This window comes from Winogradskyella vidalii, from assembly GCF_013403955.1.
GTDB lineage: Bacteria > Bacteroidota > Bacteroidia > Flavobacteriales > Flavobacteriaceae > Winogradskyella > Winogradskyella vidalii.
Genome location: NZ_JABFDG010000008.1, coordinates 150,090 through 172,562, shown reverse-complemented (window position 1 = coordinate 172,562; position 22,473 = coordinate 150,090). Strand labels below are relative to the sequence as shown.

The following is a 22,473-nucleotide window of genomic DNA, read 5'->3' as shown; positions in this document are numbered from 1 at the left end:
ATGATACAATCTAAAATAGATTATAAATATTACTTAAAAAGAGATCGTTTAGCACTTAGAGTCAAAACAGATACGTTAATAGCTAAGATTATTAACATATTATTTCCAAATCAAATATGGAAATTTCAGCGAACGATGCGGAAATTAGAGTATCATCATAACTGTAAAAATAAAGGTTTAAATAAATTCCATTATCTATTCCTAAAGTATAAATTTAGAAAGATATCTTTAAAACTTGGTTTCTCTATTCCTATTAATGTTTTCGGACCAGGCTTATCTATTGTGCACTATGGTACAATTGTTATTAATCGAAATACCAATGTAGGCGCCAATTGCAGAATGCATGCTTGTGTAAATATTGGCGCTTCTGGTGGGCAGTCCGAAGCACCACAGCTGGGCGACAATGTATATATTGCCCCTGGAGCAAAGATTTATGGTAACATATCCATACCAAACAATACCGCTATTGGTGCCAATGCCGTTGTAAATAAGTCCTTTATAAAGGATAGTACCATTATTGCAGGAGTTCCAGCAAAAGTGATTGGTGAAGTTGACATAAAAACAATAATTAAGCATATTTAGAATTGATTATAAAAAATATACTGATTTAACAGTCTCTTAGTAAAAACAATAAAACATGAGTAATTTAGATAGTAAAAGTATGAGAAATAGAATTTCTGATTTATACAGAAAATCTGATATAGGCTATACAGTACTAAGACCCTTTTATAAAATATATGAATATGGATTAAAAGCTATACCAGACAAAATATTTATAGAATGGGATTTTAAAAAATATATGGGCTATCCACTTAACCTAGATAATCCGCAAACATTAAATGAAAAAATAAACTGGTTAAAGCTATATGATAGAACCAACTTGCATACTACTGTTGCCGATAAATATAAAGTTAGAGCTTATGTAGCTGATAAAATTGGAGAACAGTACTTGATTCCTCTTCTCTATCATACAAAGAACACTGATAATATAAGACCTGAAAATTTACCGGATACTGAGTTTATTATAAAAGCAAATCATGATAGTTCTGGTGGTGTTATAGTAAAAGACAAAACCAATATTGATTGGAAAACAATTCGAAAACAATTTAAACGACTTTTAAAAGAAAATTTTTATTATGCTACAAGAGAATGGCAGTACAAAAACATTGAACCACGAATTATAGTAGAAAAACTATTAACTACGGAAGATAACAATATTCCTAATGACTATAAACTTCATTGCTTCAACGGAAAATTAGCATTTGTACATATTGATATTAATCGTTATGGTGATCGTAGAAGAAATTTGTATGATGCTAATTGGGATTTTATACCTTGTGTATGGAGATATCAAAACGGAACAATGGAAAAAAAACCTGCTCTATTCGAAAAAATGAAAAGTTTAGCTGAAATTTTAGCTAAGGATTTTGCTTATGCTAGGATTGATTTTTATTTAGTAAAAGGACAAATTTATTTTGGAGAAATCACATTTCATCATCACTCTGGATTTCAGAGATTTAATACACATGAGTGGGACTATAAATTTGGTCAGCAATTAAAATTAGATATAAAAAATGGATAATAAAATAAAAGTATTTTTTATAATACCTACATTATTTGCTGGAGGTGCAGAAAGAGTCATGTCTTTCGTTGCTCAAAATTTAGATAGAAATAAGTTTGATGTTACCTTAATAATTCTTGGTTTTAAAAAAGATAGTAAATATGAGATTTCCGGAATTTCAGTTGAGTACTTGAATAAAGATAGAGTATTAAACGCTATACCAAACTTAATTAGAATAATTAGAAAACAAAAACCTAAAATTGTTGTTAGTGCTATTTCTCATCTCAACTTAACGATGGGATTTATTTCTAAGTTTTTTCCTAAAATTAAGTTCATTGGGAGGCATACTATAGTTACCAAAGCTGCAAAAAAATTCAAAACAAATAAGAAAAACTCAGTGAGTCAAAAACTCATGGGCAAACTTGATTTTGGCTATAAATATTTAGATATTATCCTATGCCAATCTAAGGATATGTACTATGACATGATTAGTAGTTTTAATATACCTGAGCATAAGTTAAGAACTATTAATAACCCTATTACTGATGATTTCACATTAAAATCAATTAATAATAACAAAAAAAAAGTAGTAAAATTTATCACAGTTTCTAGGCTAAAAAAACTAAAAGGACATGAAAGAATACTTAACGCCATTTCAAAATTAAACTACCCATTTCAATACACTATAATTGGGGATGGTCCAGAGAAAGAAAACCTCTTTCAATTAATAAAAAATTTAGGCATTAAAGATAAAGTTGAGCATATTCCCTTCACAAACGAAGTTCCCAAACACCTCTCAAATTCAGATTATTATCTTATGGGTTCCTATGCAGAAGGATTTCCAAATTGTCTAGTAGAGAGTTGTTCTGTTGGTACGCCTGTAGTTGCTTTTAAAGCACCTGGAGGTTTAAATGAAATTATAGAAGATGGAGTTAATGGATTTTTAGTAGGTACTGAGTCTGAATTTGTTAAAAAGCTACATGAGTCCCATGATTGGCAACCAAAGAAAATTAGTGATTCTGTTTACAAAAAACTCAATAAAGAAAAAATTATAGGTGAGTATGAACAATTATTTACAGACATTTTAAATTAGCTTATAGATAGATAGCTATTAAACATAAAATTAAAGCCTATTTAAGCTATTAAACATCAAAAACGTTCAAAAAATCGAAGAAATGTATGTTTAACAGAAGTACCTATTATATTTGACTGCGAAGTAAATAAAAATATTACTTTTTTTTATTCAAAAAATAGACCTGACTATTCTCGAATAATTATTTGTAATAGAATGAATAAATTCATGTCCCCAAACTCGAAACAAAATATTAGCATACTCTGTATCTCATTAGGAAGTGGTGGTGCCGAAAAGGTAATCAGTCTACTTCTTAAAAAATTAAAACACGACTATAACGTAACCTTAGTTATGTTTTATGATGTAGTTCATTTTACTATTCCAGAAGAAATTAATGTAGTGGTCTTATCTGACAAAGGACCAGACAGACCATTTCATCTAAAAATTTTAGATGCTTATAAATTTATAATAAAATATTATCGTTTTATAAAATCAACTAATACTACTATTTCTATTTCTTTCTTAGCGTTTCCCAACCTAATTAATGGAATTATTTCAACCTTTAGTAAAAAGGTAAAAACTATTATTAGTGAAAGAGGGTTTCCTTCAGATAACGTATCCAGTAAGCTTTCACTATATATTTCCAAATTATTTTACCCTATATTTTATAATAGATGTGATGAATTATTTTCTAATTCAGTACATATCAATCGGGATTTAAAAGATAATTTCAGTGTAAAAATCCCAATGGAGGTAATTTATAATCCTATCGAAATCCCTAAAAAAACAATTGATTCGAGCACTTTAAATGCAACAAATAACACTTTAAAAGTTATTACTGCAGGCACTTTAAACAAACGGAAAAATCAAATTATGGTTATAAGGGCTATAAAGGAATCTGCTTTAAAATATGACTTTTCAATTCTTGGAGGTGGTGATTTACATGATTATTTACAAAGTGAAATTAATAAACTCCAACTAGAAGATAGCATAGTACTTAAAGGCAAAGTAAAAAACGTCAATGATTATTTATTAGACAGTGAATGTTTTGTACTTTCCTCTTTTACAGAAGGTTTTCCAAATGCATTAATTGAAGCTATGGCCATTGGTTTACCTAGCATATCTTCAAATTGCTTATCTGGCCCTTTAGAATTATTAAATGAAAACGAAGAAGTAATAATTAAAGAAGGAGATTTTTTTATTGGAAAATATGGCTTACTAGTAAATAATGATGACTATATAGGGTTGAGTAAAGCTCTCGATTATTTTCATAAAAATCCTGATGAAAGAGAAAAATTTAGCATGCTCAGTCTACAACGTTCTAAAGACTATCAACTAGAAAGTATTTACAAGAAATTTAACCACTTTATACAGAATTAATATGTGTGGAATCAACGGTATCATAACCAAAACTAACAGAAATAAAGACGAAGTAACGTCTATCCTTAATACTATGAATAATTTAATTATTCACAGAGGTCCAGATGAAGATGGCTTGTTTTCTGAAGCAAATGACCAATTTACGGTTGGTATGGGTATGCGTCGGTTATCCATAATAGATTTATCTTCTGGTAAGCAACCTATCTTTTCAGACGATCAGCAAATCGTAATTGTATTTAATGGAGAAATTTATAACTACAAAGTTCTTAAAGCTAAATTAGAAGCCGAAGGTGTCAGCTTTAAAACAACGAGTGATACAGAAGTGATATTAAAAGCTTATGAAAAATATGGGGTAGAATCGTTTCAATGGCTAGATGGTATGTATGGGTTTAGTATTTATGACAAAAACATTAATAAGCTATTCATTGCACGTGATTTCTTCGGTGAGAAACCGTTGTATTACACACACACAGACAAAGAATTTATTTGGGCATCAGAATTAAAATCCATTATAAATACTATTGATTTCACACCTAATATTTCAAAAAAAGGCTTGAATCTTTATTTTAGATTAACTTATATTCCTGCACCACATACTATTTACGAAAATATCTATAAGTTGGAAGCTAATCATTTCATGGCATATGATTTAGCTTCACACGACACAACCATTCATAAAATTAACGCTGAACCAAAACCAAAAACTATTAATATTTCTTTTAATGATGCTAAAGCAAAAACAAAAGATTTAGTTTACAATAGTGTCGATAGTCGCTCTATTGCAGATGTTGGCTTAGGTACCTTTTTATCTGGGGGTGTAGATTCTTCTATTATTTCTCTCTGTTTAGCCCAGTCTACGGACAAAAAAATAGACACCTTTTCTATTGGTTTTAAAAAAGCATCTTATGATGAGACAGACAAGTCTAGAGTGGTTGCAGAAATGCTAAACAGTAATCATCATGAATTCATTATCGATGAAGATGACCTTAAAAATAACATTCATGATATTTTAGTCAATTTTGATGAACCTTTTTCAGATACTGCTGCCTTACCCACACACCTACTCTCAGAAAAAACAAGAGAACACGTTACGGTGGCATTAACAGGCGATGGTGGCGATGAAGTATTTGGGGGCTACAATAAATACTACATTGGTAAAATGAATAAAAAGTATTCTAGTATTATACCAAAAGGGCTTCATAAAACTATTTCAGGACTCAGTAATAAATATCTTGTTGAAAAAGATGATTCTAGAGGTAAAAAATTTAAAATAAACAAACTATTGAATGCCATTGATTACGACGGTAATTTCTATTGGGATATTATTTCACTCGCAAATACTAGTCGTCAATTAGCTGAAATTATGGCACCCGATTATTTTGATGCTGATATTTTTCAGGAATACAAAGAGGTTTTAGGCAAACAAAAAATAGAAACTCTTACCGATTTTAGATTGGTAGATAAAGTGTTGAGTTTAGAAGGCGGTATGCTCGCCAAAGTAGATCGAACAAGCATGATGACGTCTTTAGAATGTAGAGCACCTTTCTTAAATAGAGAACTTTGGGAATTTACCAATACCTTACCAGAAAGCTATTTAATGAAAGGCTGGAATAAAAAACATATTTTGAAAGAAGCGTTTAGAGATCAATTCCCTGATGAATTTTTAGAAAAAGGCAAAAGTGGGTTTGGTAGCCCAACAGGCGATTGGTTAAGACAAAGTCTTAGAAAGGAATTAGAAAGTTATATAGAACCCGAATTACTAAAATCGCAAGGTATTTTTAATGCGGAAGTGATTACGAAATTAGTAAAAGACCATCTAGAAAGTAAAAAAGACAGTACCTTTAGAGTCTGGTCGTATTACTGTTTTCAAAAGTGGTACAAATTTAATTTCCTTAAACAAAACTAATCTAAGATGGCTAAAAAAAAAATATTACTTATTGCCTCTTATGATGGCTCACTTATTAGGTTTAGAGGCGATTTTATAAAGTATTTAATAAAAAGTGGTTTTGATGTTTTTGCAACAGCACCTAGTTTTACTGAAAAAAACAGCGAGTTAATTAAAGCTATGGGAGCAACTCCTATTGAGTTTAATTTACAACGCACAGGATTAAATCCACTTAAGGATATTAAATCCATACAGGAATTAAAATCTATAATGAAGTCTAATAAAATAGATTTAGTATTTCCATATACCGTAAAACCTGTTATTTATGGCTCAATGGCTGCTAACAGTTGTAAAATACCTGTAATTTCATTAATCACTGGTTTAGGTTATGCATTTACAGGTCTGACTGCAAAAGCGCGACTATTGCAACGTTTTAATGAAACACTCTACAAACTATCGATAAGAAAAAACAAAGTTATTGTCTTTCAAAATAAAGATGATTATCAATTGTTTTTAGATCGAAAAGTCATTTCAAAACAACAAAAAGTTGACTTTGTAAGTGGCTCCGGAATCAACCTTACCCAGTTTTCATTCAAAGAAAAAAAGGCTTCTGATAAAGTCAGTTTTCTATTGGTCGCGCGTTTAATAAAAGAAAAAGGCATTGCGTTATATATGGATGCGGCCAAAATATTAAAGGCTAAATATCCTAATGCCGAGTTTCACCTTATAGGTGCTCCCGAAACATCACCTTCTGCTATCAGTGAAGACGAGCTTAATCTGCTACATAAAGAAGGGGTTATTATATTTCATGGTAAACAATCTAATATCGAAGACCATTTACATCAAAGAGATATTTTTGTGCTTCCAAGTTACTACAGAGAAGGTTTACCAAGAACCACATTAGAAGCCTGTGCTTGTGGAAATCCTATTATTACAACCGATTCTGTTGGCTGTAGAGAATCTGTAAAAGAAGGCGTCAATGGCTTTTTAATTGAACCTCAAAACCTAGAGGCATTAGTGAAACCTATGGAATACTTTATTACCCATCCTGAAAAAATTAAAGAAATGGGAATTAAGAGTAGAGCCTATGCTGAAGAACGCTTTGATGTTAATATCATTAATAATGACCTTACCAACTTAATTAAAAAAGAACTCCAATAATTACCATACAATTATTTTAATGAAGCTTATTGTTTACATTATTAAAAAACTTCCTATTCTTATTATTGGCCTTTTAATCCTTGGCGTGCTGAGTTCATTTATAGATTTTGGTATCGTATCGGTATTTTTTAGCCTTACCATGCCACTGATTTTTATCCTCAATGTTTTTGTTGCCATTTACGGAATCTTTAGAAAAAAGTATAGCTATTTAATTGGAGTCATAATCTTTTTTATATTTCACAGTTTCTTTTTCCAATTTTCTAGTGTTTCTGAAGTTGAAACTAAAGATTCAATCAGTCTTTTAAGTTATAACGTCAGATCGTTTACACATCGCATAAGGTCTAAAAATCCTGACGATAATGCTTATACCGAAATCGTTAAATTTGTTGAATCAGTAGATCCAGACATTTTAATTCTTCAAGAATCTGCAAGAAAGAGTCAAAAAATTGAAGGCTATCCTTATAACTTTTGGAGCTATAGACCCAACACAGAAAAATCGCTATTGAATATCTTTTCTAAATATCCAATCGTTAACAAAGGGTTTATAGATTTCTCTAACACAATGAATGGCGTTATTTATGCTGATATAAAAATTAATCAAGATACAATAAGAGTGTATAACACACACTTACAATCTTATGTTATTTCTCCTTATATTATAGCCAACAGGTTTGGTAATTTTAACTATTGGGATAACTTAAATAACACTATTTCAAAGCAAGTTAAACAAGCCAAATTAATTAAAGAACATGCAAAAAATTTCGGTGGAAATATAATAATTAGTGGCGATTTTAACGCCACCCCATACAGCCAATCTTATAGAGCTTTGAAGAAAGGTTTTAAAGATTCTTATGTGAGTAAAGGCAATGGTATTGGTAAAACTTATTCTCATAGAAGGTACCCATTACGATTAGATTATTTTCTTAGTAATGAACAGATTGAAGTAGTTAATCATGAAAATTTTAATTTAAATTTGTCTGATCATGAACCAATACGCGTTGAGTTTAAAATTAAACAAAACGATTGAAAACGAATTTATTAGCACAATTAAGTAAGTCCTAATTACACTATTTTTGAATAAAAACAGTTTATTTGCATTATTTATAATTGAGAACAGTTAGAAAATGAAAAAAATATACCCTTTAATAATTAAACGCTTTTTTGATTTTTTTGCAGCATTATTCGGCCTTTTAATTGTTGCGCCTCTATTGTTAACATTAATTATCGTTTTAGCAATTGCTAATAATGGGAAACCGTTTTTCTATCAGACAAGAGCAGGAAAAAATGGAAAACTATTTACTATTATTAAGTTAAAAACCATGAATGATAAAACTGATAAAGATGGTCATCTTTTACCAGTGGTATATCGAATTACTAAGGTGGGTAATTTTTGTAGAAAATTCTCTTTAGATGAAATTCCTCAACTAATAAATATTCTAAAGGGAGACATGAGCTTAGTTGGACCACGTCCACTTTTACCAAAATACTTACCGCTTTACAACAAAGAACAAAATAGAAGACATGAGGTGACTCCAGGGATTACAGGTTGGGCTCAAGTTAATGGAAGAAATGCAATTAGTTGGGAAGAAAAATTTGAATTAGATGTGCATTATGTAGATAATCAGGCTTTCTTATTAGATTTAAAAATCATACTAATGACGATAGAAAAAGTGATTAATAGAAAAGATGTAAATAGCTCTGAAAGCGATGATATGCCCATATTCACAGGCACAAAAGAATAATCAACAAGCCTACATTTACAGAATTACTACACCCTTAAAATTGATAATATAGTCTTCTGGTGAATTTTGAGTGGTCATAAAGTTATGAGATTCAAAATGAATATTTTTTCCATTATCAATTAACGCAACAGTTTTCCAACCTAAAGCATTTGGTGCTATAAAATCTTTCTTCAAGTTATCAGCAAAATAATAGTATTCAGAACCAGATAGTGCATTTTCAATGGCTTTAAAGTTAGCTATATTGGGTTTCTCAGAACCAATTTCTTCAGATATAATTACTTTATCAATATAACTTAAGATTCCTAAACTCTTTAGCTTGGCGCGCTGTGTTAATGATCGGCCATCTGTAATAATAGCTATTTTACCATTTTTAGACTTAATGGCTTCAAAAACATCTAAAACACCTTCAAATAACTGAAGGTCTGGTTGGTGATGTCTATACATATCAACCAGTAATTTAATATCAGTTTTATAAGATTCTGCTAAAAATTCAAAAACATTAATTTTACTTCTATATAAGGAAAACATTTTTGAATATAATGGCTTCCAGTTTTCAGGTTCTAAATGTTTTGAAATCGATTTATAAGCCGATTTTAAATAATCTAATTCGTTATATAATGTATCATCTAAATCAAAAACGATAACGGTTTCTGTATTAACCTTTATATCCATGTACTAAAACTTCATCATCATAACGAATCATTAATAAATCATCTTCCCAAACATCAAATTGCTCTTCTATAGTTTGTCCTAAAATGTATTCTTCAATAATCCATTTAGAAAAATTTGCTCCAGATAAATATGTCAAGGGGTAACCGCCTCCAAATCGAGGATTAATCTCTATGGCGTATATCTTCTGATTATTCGTTTTATGCAAAAAGAACTGCGCTGTGAGACAACCAATAGCACCTTCAATATTTTTTAAATTCTCTTTTATATAAGGGACTAAAACATTATTGACTGTTAATGCTTTATAAACTTCACCATCTCTAATTTCTATACGTTTTCTTGGTACAACACATTTTAACTTATGATTTTTACTATAGTATAAATCGCAGGTGAATTCATCATAATCATCATGATCTAAATATTCTAAAAACATAAATTTATCATTACTAAAATGATAATCCGTTAAATCATCTTTAGACTTAATTACAAACGTGTCTACACTCCTACTGCCATCTGTAGGTTTAATAAAAAGCGGCAATTCATAATTATCCTTATCATATTCTTTAGCTACATTAACTTGGTGAGCTTCAAAAAATTGATGTATCACTCTTTTATCTCTACACTTAGAAACAAAATCTACAGATGAAATTACAACCATTATACCTGCTTGTTCAAACTGTGCTTTATGCTTTGCAAGATCAAGTAATTCTGTATCTATTGTTGGAATTATTAAACCAATGTTATGTGTTTTACATAAACCAATTAAAACACCAATATAATTAGGTTCACTAAGAAAAGGAACTTTAAAAAACCCATCAGCAACATGACAGGCAGCTGAAACTAATGGATCAGCATCTGTAGCAAACACTTTACTTTCAGGGTGTGTTTTTTTTAATTCACTTTGGAATGACCTAACAAGAGAAACCCGACGTCCTGCAGATGTAATTAATATATTCATGCGTTTAGATTTTAATTATATCTAAAGGATAAATATAATATACATAAAGAATCAATACTATTAGTTACGGTATAAAGTCAAAAACTTAGGTATAATAAAAACTAATTTATAAGCTGAAAATCTAATCTGGCGATGCAAGAAATAATTGAAATTATACTTCAAACTTTTTTAACTCTTGATAATTCCTATTTAGACGCTTTAAAAGAATGCCATAAATAAGCTTGTAAAACAGCCAAAACACCAATAAAAATACACCTCCTAACAGAATGGTGAATAAATAGAGTATGAGCATCTCTTTAGAGTTAAAAGCCTCTACCTGATCGTGAAAGACATTATTATTATTAAATTCTAAATACAGAGATACAGGAATTGATATAAAAATCATTATTAAATTAAAGGCAACATAATACTTGACCACTTTACGTGTTCTTAAAATACTTTCCATTAATTTTTTTGCATTATCGGTCGTAGAAATCGCTTTATGTGATTTATAAAGTAAATACACAAAGCCAAAAATTACAATTATACTAAGTGCCGTTAACCCAACAAATATAGGGCTATGGTAACTTTGATCCATGCGTTCTTTATAGCCTGAAGAAAGGAAAAATGGAATTACATTAACTAATATCCAAAACACCAATTCAGCAATACTTATATAAAATAATGTCTTTACAATTGAAGACGACTTTTTATGTAACATAGGTTGAATATCAGAATCTGAATAGTTTTTATATTCAGTTTTATCTTTTTTCCAATCCTTTTTTAATAATTCTAATTCATCCATAATCTTACGGATTTAGTATGGTTCTTAATTTCTTTTTCACGCGATTCATTTTTACTCTTGCATTAACTTCCGTTATACCTAATGTCGCGCTAATTTCCCTGTAATCTTTATCTTCTAAATACAAGAAAACTAGGGCCTTTTCAATATCATTTAACTGATGTACTGCTTGATACAAAAGTTTTAATTGCTGCTCTTCCGTATCATCATATTCTTCTGCTTTAATTTTAAACTCTACAGCATCAAACTCTTGTGTACTTATACGTCTTTTCGATTTTCGGTACAACGTAATTGCCGTGTTCAATCCTACTCTATACATCCACGTACTAAACTTAGCTTCACCTCTAAATTTTGGGTAAGCACGCCATAACTGTATGGTAATTTCTTGAAACAAATCGTTATGAGCATCCGCATTGTTAGTGTATAATCTACACACCTTATGCACAATGTTTTGATGCTTTTGCAACTGTTCTACAAAACTATGTTCTAGTTCTTTATTCAATTAAATATTATTGGTTGGTTACCTAATTAGTAGTTGGAATTTATCTTTTGTTACAAATTTATTCAACTATTCTTTCAAATTAAGGTTTAAGTCTTCATAATTTGTACTTTTGTGGTGTAATTTCAACCATTATTTAATGAATATCCCAAAGTCTAATCTACCCAGAGTCGTTATCATAGGAGGTGGATTTGCTGGAGTAAATCTGGTAAAATCATTAGCGAACAAAAATGTTCAAGTTGTATTAATCGACAAACGTAATTACCATACATTTCAACCGTTGCTATACCAAGTATCTAGTTCGGGTTTAGAGCCAGATTCAATTGCTTATCCTTTACGGAAAATTATAAAAAAACATCGAACTAGCTTTTTTCGTCTGGCAAAAGTAGAGCAGATTCTACCAGAAAATAATGAAATCATCACTTCTATTGGACATCTAACTTACGATTACCTTATAATTGCGACGGGTACAAAAACTAACTATTTTGGTAACAAAGCGATTGAGTCTCATAGTATGCCTATGAAGACTGTTCCTCAAGCGCTCGATATAAGAAGCCTTATCTTAGAAAATTTTGAAAAAGCTGCTATTGCAGATTCTAATGAAGAACGCGAAGCCTATCTTAACTTTGTTATTGTTGGTGCCGGACCAACTGGAGCTGAGCTTGCCGGTGCTATTGCCGAATTAAAAAACAATATATTACCAAGGGATTATCACGACTTAAATCCCGATGATATGCATATTCATTTATTAGAAGGTGCTGATCGTGTTTTACCACCAATGAGTAAAAATGCCTCAGCAAAAGCAGCTAAATTTTTAAGTAAATTAGGTGTAAAAGTACATTGTAAAACTTTTGTAAAACATTATGATGGTAAAACAGTCACCACTAATTCTAAGCTTACCATGCAATCTGAAACCTTAATTTGGGCAGCCGGAGTTACTGGAGCACCAATACAAGGTTTAAAAGCTGAAGCGTTACTAGAAAGACTGAATCGTTATAGCGTTAATCAATTCAACCAAGTTGAAGATTACACCAACATTTTTGCCGTTGGAGATATTGCGTTAATGTCAACTAAAGCTTATCCAAAAGGACACCCGCAAGTCGCTCAGCCAGCCATTCAACAAGGAAAATTATTAGGTAAAAACATCTTACGATTAATAGACAACAAACCTTTAAAACCATTTAAATATAGAGATAAAGGCTCTATGGCTACTATTGGTAGAAATAAAGCCGTTGTAGATTTAAAACATTATAAGTTTGGAGGTTTTTTTGCTTGGTTTATTTGGATGTTTGTCCACTTAATGTCTTTAGTCGGTTTTAGAAACCGTGTAATTGTACTCTTTAATTGGACTTATAATTACATCAATTTTGATAAAGCCGCGCGACTTATCATCAGACCTTATAAAAAACGACTCTAACTAATATTTGGTAATCTAGAAAAGCAATTATTTAAAAATGGTTTGGGCAGAACGTTTATTATACGTCATAATATTTTGAATTGTCATTACTAAAAAACTAGATACCCAAAGATAGTATCCAATACCATAACCAGTTATATTTCCGTATATATTGTTTGTTCCCATCACAACTTTATCAATTAATAAAAACGAAAGACCTAATATTAAAGCTGACAAACTGAAATATAATGAGGTTTTCTTATGTCTAAATAGCCAAGAAAATATTATTAAAATATTGGCGAGCCAAGATATTCCTGAATCAAAAACAGCATAGAAGCCAAAAATTAATACTAAATAACCATAATGCTCTTCTTCCTGATTTAAAATGTATGCATTTTGTGTTAAAGAAATGATATAGAGGACAACACTAGCATAATACAATAGATTTTTGTTTTTTATTTTCATCGTTCAAAAGGTAAGCTATATGTTATTATAAATGCAATGTTGATGTCAGTTATTCGTATGCACTTTCAATATGTAATTTACAGGTAAGACTAGAGACATTTGATTAAATTTCTACATTAATTATTTAGCTAGCCACGTATTTATTTACCAACAACCAAATATATTCAATTCGTCGTTGATAATTAACAGTTCAGAAAAGTAGAATTCTTATTCACTAACATATAGTTCAAGTTTGTACTATCAAAACATCCTGAGTTTAATTCAGGATTTACAATTAATCAAACTATGAACAAACTATTGACCCTTTTTATTTTACTGACCATTTCATTCGGAAACGCCCAAACCATTATTTCAGGAAATATAACGGACTATAAAAGTCAACCCATATTAGGTGCTAATGTTTATTTAAATGGCACTTATGATGGTGCCACAACTGATGACCTTGGGAATTTCTCATTTTCAACAGACGAAAAAGACATACAAACTTTAATCATCTCTTTCCTATCCTTTGAAACTAAAAGTATTACCGACCAAGTTTCTAATCTCAATAAACTTCAAATTAAACTAAGAGAAGATGTAGAGACTTTAGATGCTGTAAATATTAGCGCTGGAACTTTTGAAGCTAGCGACAACAGTAAAGTTTCCGTATTAAAACCCTTAGACGTGGTTACCACCGCAAGTGCCATGGGTGATTTTCTAGGTGCGCTACAAACCTTACCAGGAACTGCTAATGTTTCAGAAGATGGACGGCTATTTGTTAGAGGTGGCAACGCAGACGAAACTCAAATTTTTATCGATGGTATTCGGGTTTTTACACCCTACTCACCAACTGCTAATAATGTACCAACACGAGGGCGTTATTCACCTTTTCTGTTCGACGGTATAACGTTTTCTACAGGTGGTTATGCTTCAGAATATGGGCAAGCTTTATCTAGTGTCTTGCTTTTAAATACCATTAACGAACCGGATCAAAACAAAACAGACATTGGTATTATGAGCGTTGGAGCTACCTTAGGTAATACCCAAAAATGGGAAAATTCGTCATTGAGTTTTAATGTGAACTATACGAATCTTTCTCCTTACATGGGTATTTTTAAAGACCGAAACGAGTGGAAAACACCTTACCAAGGTGCACAAGGCGAAACCGTTTTTAGACAACAATTAAATAATGGCATATTAAAGTTTTATGCGGCTTTTGATGCTGCTAAACTTGAACTTAATCAAGATGATATCAACTATGAAGATGGTATAGATTTTAAATTGAATAACAATAATTTCTATCTCAATACATCTTACAAAGGGGTTATAGGACATAATTGGACTCTAAACTCCGGATTAAGCTACACGTATGCTAAAAATAAAATAGGTGTCAATCGCAGTGATATAAACAATACAGAAAACTCGGCTCATGTTAAATTAAAACTAAAAAAACGCTTTAGCAGCAGATTTAAATTAAGTTTTGGCGTCGAGCAATTTTCAACCAATTTTAATGAGAATTATAAAGAAGCATCTATTGACGAAACGTATGGATTCAACAATAATATAACAGCTGGTTTTACTGAAGCTGATATTATTTTCTCAAAAAAATTAGCATTAAAGCTTGGGTTAAGAGCTGATTACAGTTCAATTTTTAATTCCACAGATTTAGCACCTAGAGCGGCTTTAGCGTATAAAGCATCTAAAAATGGACAATTCTCGTTAGCTTATGGTAACTTTTATCAAAACCCAAATAGTGACGTATTAAAATTTGAAGACGACTTAACAGCACAAAAGACAAGCCATTACATTCTAAATTATCAATATGTAAACAAAGGGAGAATCTTTAGAGCTGAAGCGTACCGAAAAGATTACGATAACTTGGTAAAATTCGATACCGAATTAGAACTCTATGACAGTAATTATAATTCTTCAGGAAGTGGCTACGCTCAAGGTGTCGATTTATTTTGGAGAGATAATACAAGTATTAAAATGATTGATTATTGGGTAAGCTATTCCTATTTAGATACGGAGCGCAATTATAAAAATTTTGAAACAGCTGCGCAACCAAATTACGCCACCAAACATAATTTGTCTATTGTTGGAAAATATTGGATTGATCGCTGGAAAAGTCAGGTTGGTATGTCTTACGCATTTGCTTCTGGTCGTCCCTACACCAACCCAAATACGAATAATTTTCTAAGTGAACGCACCAAATCGTTTCATAGTTTAAGTTTAAATTGGTCTTATTTAATCGACCAACAAAAGATCTTATATTTCGCTGTAAATAATGTTTTAGGATTTAAAAATATTAATGGTTATCAATACGCAGATACGCCAAATTTAGATGGTCAATTTAATAGAAGAGCGCTAACACCAGCAGCTGATCAGTTCTTTTTTGTAGGCTTTTTCTTGACAATTAGTGACAATGGCAATGATAATCAACTAGATAACCTATAGCCCCTAAGTCACTGGTTTTTAGACAAACATGACTTATATCATAATCTACAAAGGTAATATTGAGTAAATTTATACTATAAAATTAAACGTCATGGAACTCAAAAAAAATCCAAAAGCCAATGTAGGTCGAAACAGCAATTTATACTTTGCTGTTGGCTTAAATGTAATGTTACTCCTTACGTATTTAGGGCTAGAACATAAGACTTACAATAAAGAAGGAACAAAGATAGATATCTTAATGGTAGATGACTTTATAGAGGAAGATATTCCTATCACTACTATTGATATGCCACCACCTCCTCCACCTCCTGCACAAAAACAAATAGTTGCTGAAGTAATTAAAATTGTTGAAGATGTTGAAGATGTTGAAGAAACGTTAATTGAAAGCACAGAAGTAGGGCAAGATGATATTATTGACGATCGTGAAATTGGTGTAGAAGATGTAGTTGTTGAAGAAGTAGAAGAAGATTTAGAAGTCCCTTTTGCGGTGATAGAAAAAGTACCACAATTTCCAGGTTGTACTGGTAGTAATGATGAATTAAGAGCTTGTTTTGAACGAAAAATTCAAGAACACCTTAAAAAGCACTTTAGATATCCTTCAGCAGCAGCAGAACTTGATATTCAAGGTAAAGTGTTTGTCTTCTTTTTAATCGATAAGCACGGAAAGGTAACTAAAGTACAAAGTAGAGGTCCGGATAAACTTTTAGAAACCGAAGCTGAACGTATTGTAAACTTATTACCAACTATGGTTCCTGGTAAACAAAGAGATAAAAGTGTTAGTGTGCCTTATAGTATTCCTATAAACTTTCAATTACGCCAAAATTAAATCAATTAACTACCCCTTATTACTAACTAATTTTTGAATACAAAATCCCTGAAAAGGGATTTTGTTTTTTTATAAACTAGGCTTTTTTAAATTATACCAATTGCACAATTCCCCTTTATATTCAAAAGTTTCTATAAACGGCATGCCAATCTTATTTAAAATACTGTTAGAAGCAATATGATTGACATCAGCAGCCGCTCCTATTTCCTGTAATTTTAAGATAGAAAAACCGTAATTCAAAGAAGCAATTGCAGCTTCAGTGGCGTAACCTTTTCCCCAGAATTGTTCTTTAAGTCGGTACCCCAAATCGTAATAACTAAATTCTTTGCGTAAATTTTCTTCATATTTAAGGCCAGACCAACCTATAAACCCATTAGTTACTTTATCTATCAGCACTAAACGCCCCAAACCGTAAGTTTTATATTGTTGCAAAATACTAGCAACCATAGCTTCAGATTCTATTAGGGTTTTTACAGGTTTATTTTCAAGAAAAATATGGACTTTGGGATTTGAGTCTAACTCAAAAAAATCTTGGACATCAGTTTCTAAAACAGGTCTTAAGAAAAGACGTTCGGTTTCTATAATTTTAAAATTCATTCAAGACTATTTAAATTATGATGCTAAAGTTATTCAAATAACTGAAACTAAATTTATCTGAGAAACTTTTAAGCTGATATTATAATTAGAGTAAATAATTCAATAACTTTAAAGCTTAGATTTCAAACCACAATTTATGGAACAAATTATTACATTCGGAGAAGTTTTAATGCGTATTTCGCCAAGAGGAAACAAGAAATTTATGCAATCTAATATTGCTGAATTCTACTTTGGCGGTACAGAATTAAACGTTGGTATTTCTATTGCTAATTTTGGTGGAAAAGTGAAGCACATAAGTGTTGTTTCAGACGATTTTATTGGCGAAACAGCTTTGGCTTACATTAGAAAGTTTGGATTAAGCACCTCTTCAATTGTATATTCTAAACGTCCATTAGGTGTTTACTTTTTAGAAGTCGGCGCCGTTATGCGACCTAGTAAAATTTCCTATAACAGATCTCACTCCTCTTTTTCTGAAGTTGTACCTTCTATGGTCGATTGGGAAAAGGCATTTAGAAAAGGGAATTGGTTTCATTGGACAGGTATTACACCTGGGTTAACGCAAGGTGCTTTCGATACCTTAAAAGAAGGGCTTATTTTAGCTAGAGAGAAAGGCATCACAGTATCTGCAGATCCGACTTACAGAAGTGGCTTATGGAAATATGGCAAAGACGCTAAATCCTCTTTAATTGAATTATTAGAATATTCTAATATTTTTATTGGCGGAATCAATGAAATAAATGAGGTGTTAGGAACTAATTACAGCTATTCTAATGACGATTTTCTAAAAGCAAGCCAACAACTCATGGAAACATTTCCTTCTATTGAAAAGGTATTTGATAAAATTAGAACGGCTTTAAATGCTTCATGGCATAAAATTAGAGCTAGAATGTGGAACGGTGTAGAATTTAAAGAAACTGAAGATTTAGATATTACGCACATCGTTGACAGGATTGGTACAGGAGATGCTTTTGCAGCTGGTTTAATACACGGATTACAACAATACGATGATTTTAAGGCAATGCAGTTTGCAAGTGCTGCCTGTGCTTTAAAACACACATACGAAGGTGATGTAAATTATACCAATGTTAGTGAGGTCGTTGCTATACTCGATGGAAATACTTCAGGACGTTTTGTTCGCTAGAACTTTCTTTAAAAACACAAACATTGAAAGCTTAATACTACTTTTACAAGTTACTAAGATGATGCTTTGCTCTAGTAAACTATATTATTAAAATCTTCTAAAGATTTGCAACATTATTATGTGTTGAATAATAAGGTGTTGTATTAAATAAATCTGAAGACAATGAATAGAAAAAATCAGGATTTAGCACTTGACGTTCCATAAATTTTGATGTATTGTAAACTTCCCAAACTGTTAATTCATTTAGTTTACCAGAAGCGCTATTAAGCTCTTGCTTATGTTTTAAAATCATACGTTCTACAGTTTTTTCATTTACCAAACGCATGGTTTTACTTGAGCCAATCTCATTATTCACTTTAATTACTACCCAAAAGAATTTAAGTTTTTCACTATCACTAGATTCTGTTTTCGATTTTGCTCCTGTTAAAAGAAATGCGATACTATTATGGGGTTTTCGTTTAATCACATTTAAACTTTCGTCCAACATCATACCATTACCTTCAATAACCTCAATATTTTGGCTAGCAGTAGCGGTGTTTGCGACTCCATTATCACGGGTTAATCGCAATAATCCCATAACAATAACTTTGTCTGCTAGTTTAGCTTCAATAACAAGTTTACCTTCTGGTATATCACCTAATGAAATTTGAGCATTATAGCCATCAACTGTTATTATTTTATCATAATCTTCATTAAAGATATCAACTTGAATAATTTTAGTTTTACTTTCTAAAATTAAGCTATCTTTAGTTGAATTTAAACGATGTAATAACTCCTTAGCTTTAGGATTGGTATTTTTTAGTAAAAATATATCTTGACCATAAGTATTAATAGCCGAAAGTAGAACGAGTAACGTGCAGATGATTTTTATCATAACATTCACTTTTTAGATTCGAGGGTGGTTATATCAAATTTAAAAGCTTTATTTCAAATAGTTAAAAATCCAAGATGTGTTGCATTTTTATCAGACTATAAACCCTTGTATACGACATAAGGCAAAAAAACAGGATTTAATTATTACTATTTTTAGCCCTGTAAAATTGTATAATATGTAAATTTGCCTATGAAAAAAATACTATTTGGTGTTATAATCACAATGATTGTGTTATTTACCTTTAAATATTGCGAAGACAAAAAGGGAGATAAGATCATAATTAAGGAACATAGTGCCTTAATTCAAGAACAAATAAATAACGTTGGAAAACTGGTTGTAACCGAAGGTCATTTTTCAGAAGTATTTAGTTACAAAAACTCTAAAGCTATTTTTGGAGATTTAGTATCTGCCGAAAAAAAGGCCCTTGTAATTGTCAATGCAGATGTAACTGTTGCTTATGATTTAAGTAAAATTGAATACAATATAGACGAAACCACAAAAACACTTCAAATAGTCAGTATTCCGAAAGAAGAAATCAAAATTAGTCCAGATTTTGAATATTACGATGTACAGGCCGATTTCCTAAATCAATTTGAAGCCAAAGATTATAATAATATTAAAAATACGGTTAGAAAATCACTGTTGAAAAAAATTGAAGCTTCCGATTTAAAATCTAATGCTAAAAATCGATTGATTAGTGAACTTTCTAAATTCTTTATTCTTACTAATTCTTTAGGTTGGACCTTAAAGTATAATGAAAACCCTATTGAAGATTTTAGTGAACTTATAGATCTTGAAAGGGTATTGCAATAATAACTATTATCCTAATTTTCGCATTAAACTTCCCATTCCGCCACCATTAACGGCATCGATACCGTGAGACTTTAGCATGCTAGTTGCACTTGCAGAACGCATACCACTAGCACAGTACGCTATAACAGGTTGGTTTAATTTTTTAATCTCGTTTAGCCTACTTTTTAATTCTTGAAGTGGAATATGTTTCGCTTTTTCAATATGACCACCTTGATATTCTCCGTGTGATCTAACATCCAATATAACAGCATTTTTCTCAATATATTCAGCCACATTATTTTTTGACTTTCCGAATAAAGCATTTAATAATCCCATAGTAATTTATTTTAAGCAAAATTCCGAAAAGCATTTAAAACCAAACGTAACCAAAGTTACATTTCAATAAATACAATGAAATTAGCCTGATATTTAGCGCCATTTAATACTACAACCCAAACTTGGTTTCTGATTGGGATTAACCGTTTCATTATCAATTAAAGCATTCAAAGCTTCTCTAATATCTTTACCTGTAACAGGTATGTCATTTCCTGGTCTAGAATCATCTAATTGTCCGGTATAAACAAGTTTTAAATCTTCGTTAAACAAGAAAAAATCTGGTGTACAAGCTGCATTATATGCTTTAGCAACATCTTGCGTTTGATCATATAAATAGGGAAAAATATAGTCGTTATCTAAAGCATTTTGCTGCATGAATTTAGGACCATCTTGTGGAAAATTTTCAGTATCATTACTTGATATAGCTATGCATTTAATACCTTTCGCTACGTAATCTTTTGCCAGTTGAGCCAATTCTGAATTAACATGCATTACAAATGGACAATGATTACAGATAAACATTATTAAAGTCGCTGTAGTTCCTTTAAGTTTATCTAACGATTTCATTTTATTATCAGTTGTATCTACCAGTTTAAAGTCAGGAGCTTTTGTGCCTAAAGGCAACATATTTGATTTGGTACGCGCCATTGTTTTTATTTTTTATAATTTTAGATTTTAGTAATCCTAAAAAAGCAATTACTATTAATATGGAAAAGATAATAACTTATAAAGACTTTACAAAGGTAGATATGCGTATAGGTACAATTATTGACGTTAAAGATTTCCCAAAAGCACATCGCCCTGCTTACCAACTGAGTATAGATTTTGGAGAATTGGGGATAAGAAAGTCTTCCGCTCAAATCACAACATTATACAAGAAAGAAGCACTTCTACACCGTCAAATTGTTGCAGTAATCAACTTCCCTAAAAAGCAAATTGCAAACTTTATGAGTGCTTGTCTAGTTGTTGGAGCAGTAAAAGCAAATGATGTTTATTTATTACATCCTGAAACCAAGGTTAAAAACGGAGTAAAGGTTTCTTAGAATACAATTCATACTTTATTATAAAACTACATATCACGTAGCTCTCTGTTTAGGCGCTCTTTTTCTTCGAGAACATCTTGTGGTATTACTTTTAAAAAAGAAGGGTGTTGCTCAATAGCATATTCGATTTTTTCAACAATACTATCTATAGATTCGTTATCGTAATCAATCTCTAACGGCTCCTTAATTTCAAAAGTTTGAAAAATATTTTTCTTTTTAATTCGCAGCCCTTTCTTATCAAAAGAACGTCTAAAACCATCAATGACAATAGGTACTACAACAGGTTTATGTCTTTTAATAATATGAGCTGTTCCTTTTCTAATAGGTTTAAAAGGCGTTGTCGTCCCTTGTGGAAATGTAATTACCCAACCATCATTTAAAGCTGTTTTTATCATGGTAATATCACTCATCTTCACTTGCCTATTGACGTCTTTACCCTGAGAACGCCAAGTACGCTCAATACTAATAGAACCCGTGTAAGCAAATATTTTTGGCAATAAACCAGCTTTCATAGTTTCCTTTGCTGCAACGTAATACATGTTCAGTTTCGGATTCCATAAATACCCCACATTTTTAATATTGTCTAATCGGCCACTTAGACTTGCATTAAAAACATGAAACATTGAAATAACATCAGCAAAATAGGTTTGGTGATTAGATATAAAAAGAACATTGGTATCAGGAAGGTCTTTTATAATTTCAGAACCTTCAATCTGAAGGTCGTTAAATCCTCTAAAGCGTCTATGCGTAAATAAACCTAGAAGTCTAATAAGCCATTTTTTAACCCAAAGTATATGTCCGAAAGGATTTCTTTTGAATAATCCCATAATGTTGTTTACAATTTATATAATTTACAAAT

At 31.1% G+C, this 22,473-nt stretch carries 24 protein-coding genes; 14 read left to right on the top strand and 10 right to left on the bottom strand.

Features of this window, described 5'->3' with window-relative positions; genetic code table 11:
* The 8 genes from HM982_RS16555 (at position 1) to HM982_RS16520 (ending at position 8,801) form a co-directional block, all read left to right on the top strand.
* The gene (locus HM982_RS16555; RefSeq protein ID WP_179354445.1) at positions 1 to 582 is read left to right on the top strand and encodes a serine O-acetyltransferase; all 582 of its coding nucleotides are present in this window, start codon (positions 1 to 3) and stop codon (positions 580 to 582) included.
* Positions 583 to 637: 55 nt separating this feature from the next.
* Positions 638 to 1,582, top strand: a complete 945-nt coding sequence (locus tag HM982_RS16550) for an ATP-grasp fold amidoligase family protein (RefSeq protein WP_179354444.1) — start codon at positions 638 to 640, stop codon at positions 1,580 to 1,582.
* Entirely contained in the window at positions 1,575 to 2,654 is a 1,080-nt protein-coding gene (locus tag HM982_RS16545; RefSeq protein ID WP_179354443.1) for a glycosyltransferase, read from the top strand. Before HM982_RS16550 ends, HM982_RS16545 begins: the two co-directional genes overlap by 8 nt.
* Before the next feature lie 207 nt (positions 2,655 to 2,861).
* Positions 2,862 to 4,013, top strand: a complete 1,152-nt coding sequence (locus tag HM982_RS16540) for a glycosyltransferase (protein ID WP_179354442.1) — start codon at positions 2,862 to 2,864, stop codon at positions 4,011 to 4,013.
* Between the two features lies 1 nt (position 4,014).
* On the top strand, positions 4,015 to 5,919 hold the full coding sequence (asnB, locus tag HM982_RS16535) for an asparagine synthase (glutamine-hydrolyzing) (RefSeq protein ID WP_179354441.1): 1,905 nt from the start codon (positions 4,015 to 4,017) through the stop codon (positions 5,917 to 5,919).
* Between the two features lie 6 nt (positions 5,920 to 5,925).
* Positions 5,926 to 7,059, top strand: a complete 1,134-nt coding sequence (locus tag HM982_RS16530; protein WP_179354440.1) for a glycosyltransferase family 4 protein — start codon at positions 5,926 to 5,928, stop codon at positions 7,057 to 7,059.
* A gap of 19 nt (positions 7,060 to 7,078) precedes the next feature.
* A complete protein-coding gene (locus HM982_RS16525) occupies positions 7,079 to 8,086 on the top strand; it encodes an endonuclease/exonuclease/phosphatase family protein (RefSeq protein ID WP_179354439.1) in 1,008 nt (335 codons plus the stop codon).
* A 106-nt stretch (positions 8,087 to 8,192) separates the two neighbouring features.
* Positions 8,193 to 8,801, top strand: coding sequence for a sugar transferase (locus tag HM982_RS16520; protein ID WP_394354364.1), 609 nt, complete (start codon positions 8,193 to 8,195; stop codon positions 8,799 to 8,801).
* Between the two features lie 15 nt (positions 8,802 to 8,816).
* On the opposite strand, the gene HM982_RS16515 is transcribed toward HM982_RS16520, so the two are convergent.
* From HM982_RS16515 to HM982_RS16500, 4 genes are all read right to left on the bottom strand, one after another.
* Complete coding sequence (locus tag HM982_RS16515) at positions 8,817 to 9,473, bottom strand: HAD family hydrolase (protein ID WP_179354437.1); 657 nt, start codon at positions 9,471 to 9,473, stop codon at positions 8,817 to 8,819.
* A complete protein-coding gene (locus HM982_RS16510; RefSeq protein ID WP_179354436.1) occupies positions 9,457 to 10,428 on the bottom strand; it encodes an ATP-grasp domain-containing protein in 972 nt (323 codons plus the stop codon). The genes HM982_RS16515 and HM982_RS16510 overlap by 17 nt, the downstream gene beginning before the upstream one ends.
* Before the next feature lie 151 nt (positions 10,429 to 10,579).
* A complete protein-coding gene (locus HM982_RS16505; protein ID WP_179354435.1) occupies positions 10,580 to 11,212 on the bottom strand; it encodes a hypothetical protein in 633 nt (210 codons plus the stop codon).
* Positions 11,213 to 11,216: 4 nt separating this feature from the next.
* On the bottom strand, positions 11,217 to 11,711 hold the full coding sequence (locus tag HM982_RS16500) for an RNA polymerase sigma factor (protein ID WP_179354434.1): 495 nt from the start codon (positions 11,709 to 11,711) through the stop codon (positions 11,217 to 11,219).
* 136 nt (positions 11,712 to 11,847) lie between these two features.
* Between HM982_RS16500 and HM982_RS16495 the strand changes: the two genes are divergently transcribed.
* Positions 11,848 to 13,125: an NAD(P)/FAD-dependent oxidoreductase gene (locus HM982_RS16495; protein WP_179354433.1), complete on the top strand. Its 1,278-nt coding sequence runs from the start codon at positions 11,848 to 11,850 to the stop codon at positions 13,123 to 13,125.
* Positions 13,126 to 13,152: 27 nt separating this feature from the next.
* Here the strand turns inward: HM982_RS16495 and HM982_RS16490 are convergent, their stop codons facing one another.
* Positions 13,153 to 13,569 carry a hypothetical protein gene (locus HM982_RS16490; RefSeq protein WP_179354432.1) on the bottom strand — a complete coding sequence of 139 codons (417 nt, stop codon included), beginning with the start codon at positions 13,567 to 13,569 and terminating at the stop codon, positions 13,153 to 13,155.
* A gap of 285 nt (positions 13,570 to 13,854) precedes the next feature.
* Here HM982_RS16490 and HM982_RS16485 point away from each other — a divergent pair, with 285 nt between their 5' ends.
* A complete protein-coding gene (locus HM982_RS16485; protein ID WP_179354431.1) occupies positions 13,855 to 16,005 on the top strand; it encodes a TonB-dependent receptor in 2,151 nt (716 codons plus the stop codon).
* 91 nt (positions 16,006 to 16,096) lie between these two features.
* Positions 16,097 to 16,831 carry an energy transducer TonB gene (locus tag HM982_RS16480; protein ID WP_179354430.1) on the top strand — a complete coding sequence of 245 codons (735 nt, stop codon included), beginning with the start codon at positions 16,097 to 16,099 and terminating at the stop codon, positions 16,829 to 16,831.
* Between the two features lie 69 nt (positions 16,832 to 16,900).
* Here the strand turns inward: HM982_RS16480 and HM982_RS16475 are convergent, their stop codons facing one another.
* On the bottom strand, positions 16,901 to 17,428 hold the full coding sequence (locus HM982_RS16475) for a GNAT family N-acetyltransferase (RefSeq protein ID WP_179354429.1): 528 nt from the start codon (positions 17,426 to 17,428) through the stop codon (positions 16,901 to 16,903).
* Positions 17,429 to 17,564: 136 nt separating this feature from the next.
* On the opposite strand from HM982_RS16475, the gene HM982_RS16470 reads away from it, so the two are divergent.
* Positions 17,565 to 18,569: a sugar kinase gene (locus HM982_RS16470; protein WP_179354428.1), complete on the top strand. Its 1,005-nt coding sequence runs from the start codon at positions 17,565 to 17,567 to the stop codon at positions 18,567 to 18,569.
* Between the two features lie 97 nt (positions 18,570 to 18,666).
* On the opposite strand, the gene HM982_RS16465 is transcribed toward HM982_RS16470, so the two are convergent.
* A complete protein-coding gene (locus HM982_RS16465) occupies positions 18,667 to 19,443 on the bottom strand; it encodes a hypothetical protein (protein WP_179354427.1) in 777 nt (258 codons plus the stop codon).
* A gap of 189 nt (positions 19,444 to 19,632) precedes the next feature.
* Here HM982_RS16465 and HM982_RS16460 point away from each other — a divergent pair, with 189 nt between their 5' ends.
* The gene (locus tag HM982_RS16460; protein ID WP_179354426.1) at positions 19,633 to 20,256 is read left to right on the top strand and encodes a DUF4230 domain-containing protein; all 624 of its coding nucleotides are present in this window, start codon (positions 19,633 to 19,635) and stop codon (positions 20,254 to 20,256) included.
* A gap of 6 nt (positions 20,257 to 20,262) precedes the next feature.
* On the opposite strand, the gene HM982_RS16455 is transcribed toward HM982_RS16460, so the two are convergent.
* Both HM982_RS16455 and HM982_RS16450 read right to left on the bottom strand, forming a co-directional pair.
* The gene (locus tag HM982_RS16455; RefSeq protein ID WP_179354425.1) at positions 20,263 to 20,571 is read right to left on the bottom strand and encodes a rhodanese-like domain-containing protein; all 309 of its coding nucleotides are present in this window, start codon (positions 20,569 to 20,571) and stop codon (positions 20,263 to 20,265) included.
* A gap of 93 nt (positions 20,572 to 20,664) precedes the next feature.
* On the bottom strand, positions 20,665 to 21,219 hold the full coding sequence (locus HM982_RS16450; protein WP_179354424.1) for a thioredoxin family protein: 555 nt from the start codon (positions 21,217 to 21,219) through the stop codon (positions 20,665 to 20,667).
* A 59-nt stretch (positions 21,220 to 21,278) separates the two neighbouring features.
* Between HM982_RS16450 and HM982_RS16445 the strand changes: the two genes are divergently transcribed.
* Positions 21,279 to 21,614: a tRNA-binding protein gene (locus tag HM982_RS16445; RefSeq protein WP_179354423.1), complete on the top strand. Its 336-nt coding sequence runs from the start codon at positions 21,279 to 21,281 to the stop codon at positions 21,612 to 21,614.
* A gap of 26 nt (positions 21,615 to 21,640) precedes the next feature.
* Here the strand turns inward: HM982_RS16445 and HM982_RS16440 are convergent, their stop codons facing one another.
* Positions 21,641 to 22,441: a lysophospholipid acyltransferase family protein gene (locus HM982_RS16440; protein ID WP_179354422.1), complete on the bottom strand. Its 801-nt coding sequence runs from the start codon at positions 22,439 to 22,441 to the stop codon at positions 21,641 to 21,643.
* Between the last annotated feature and the right edge of the window lie 32 nt (positions 22,442 to 22,473).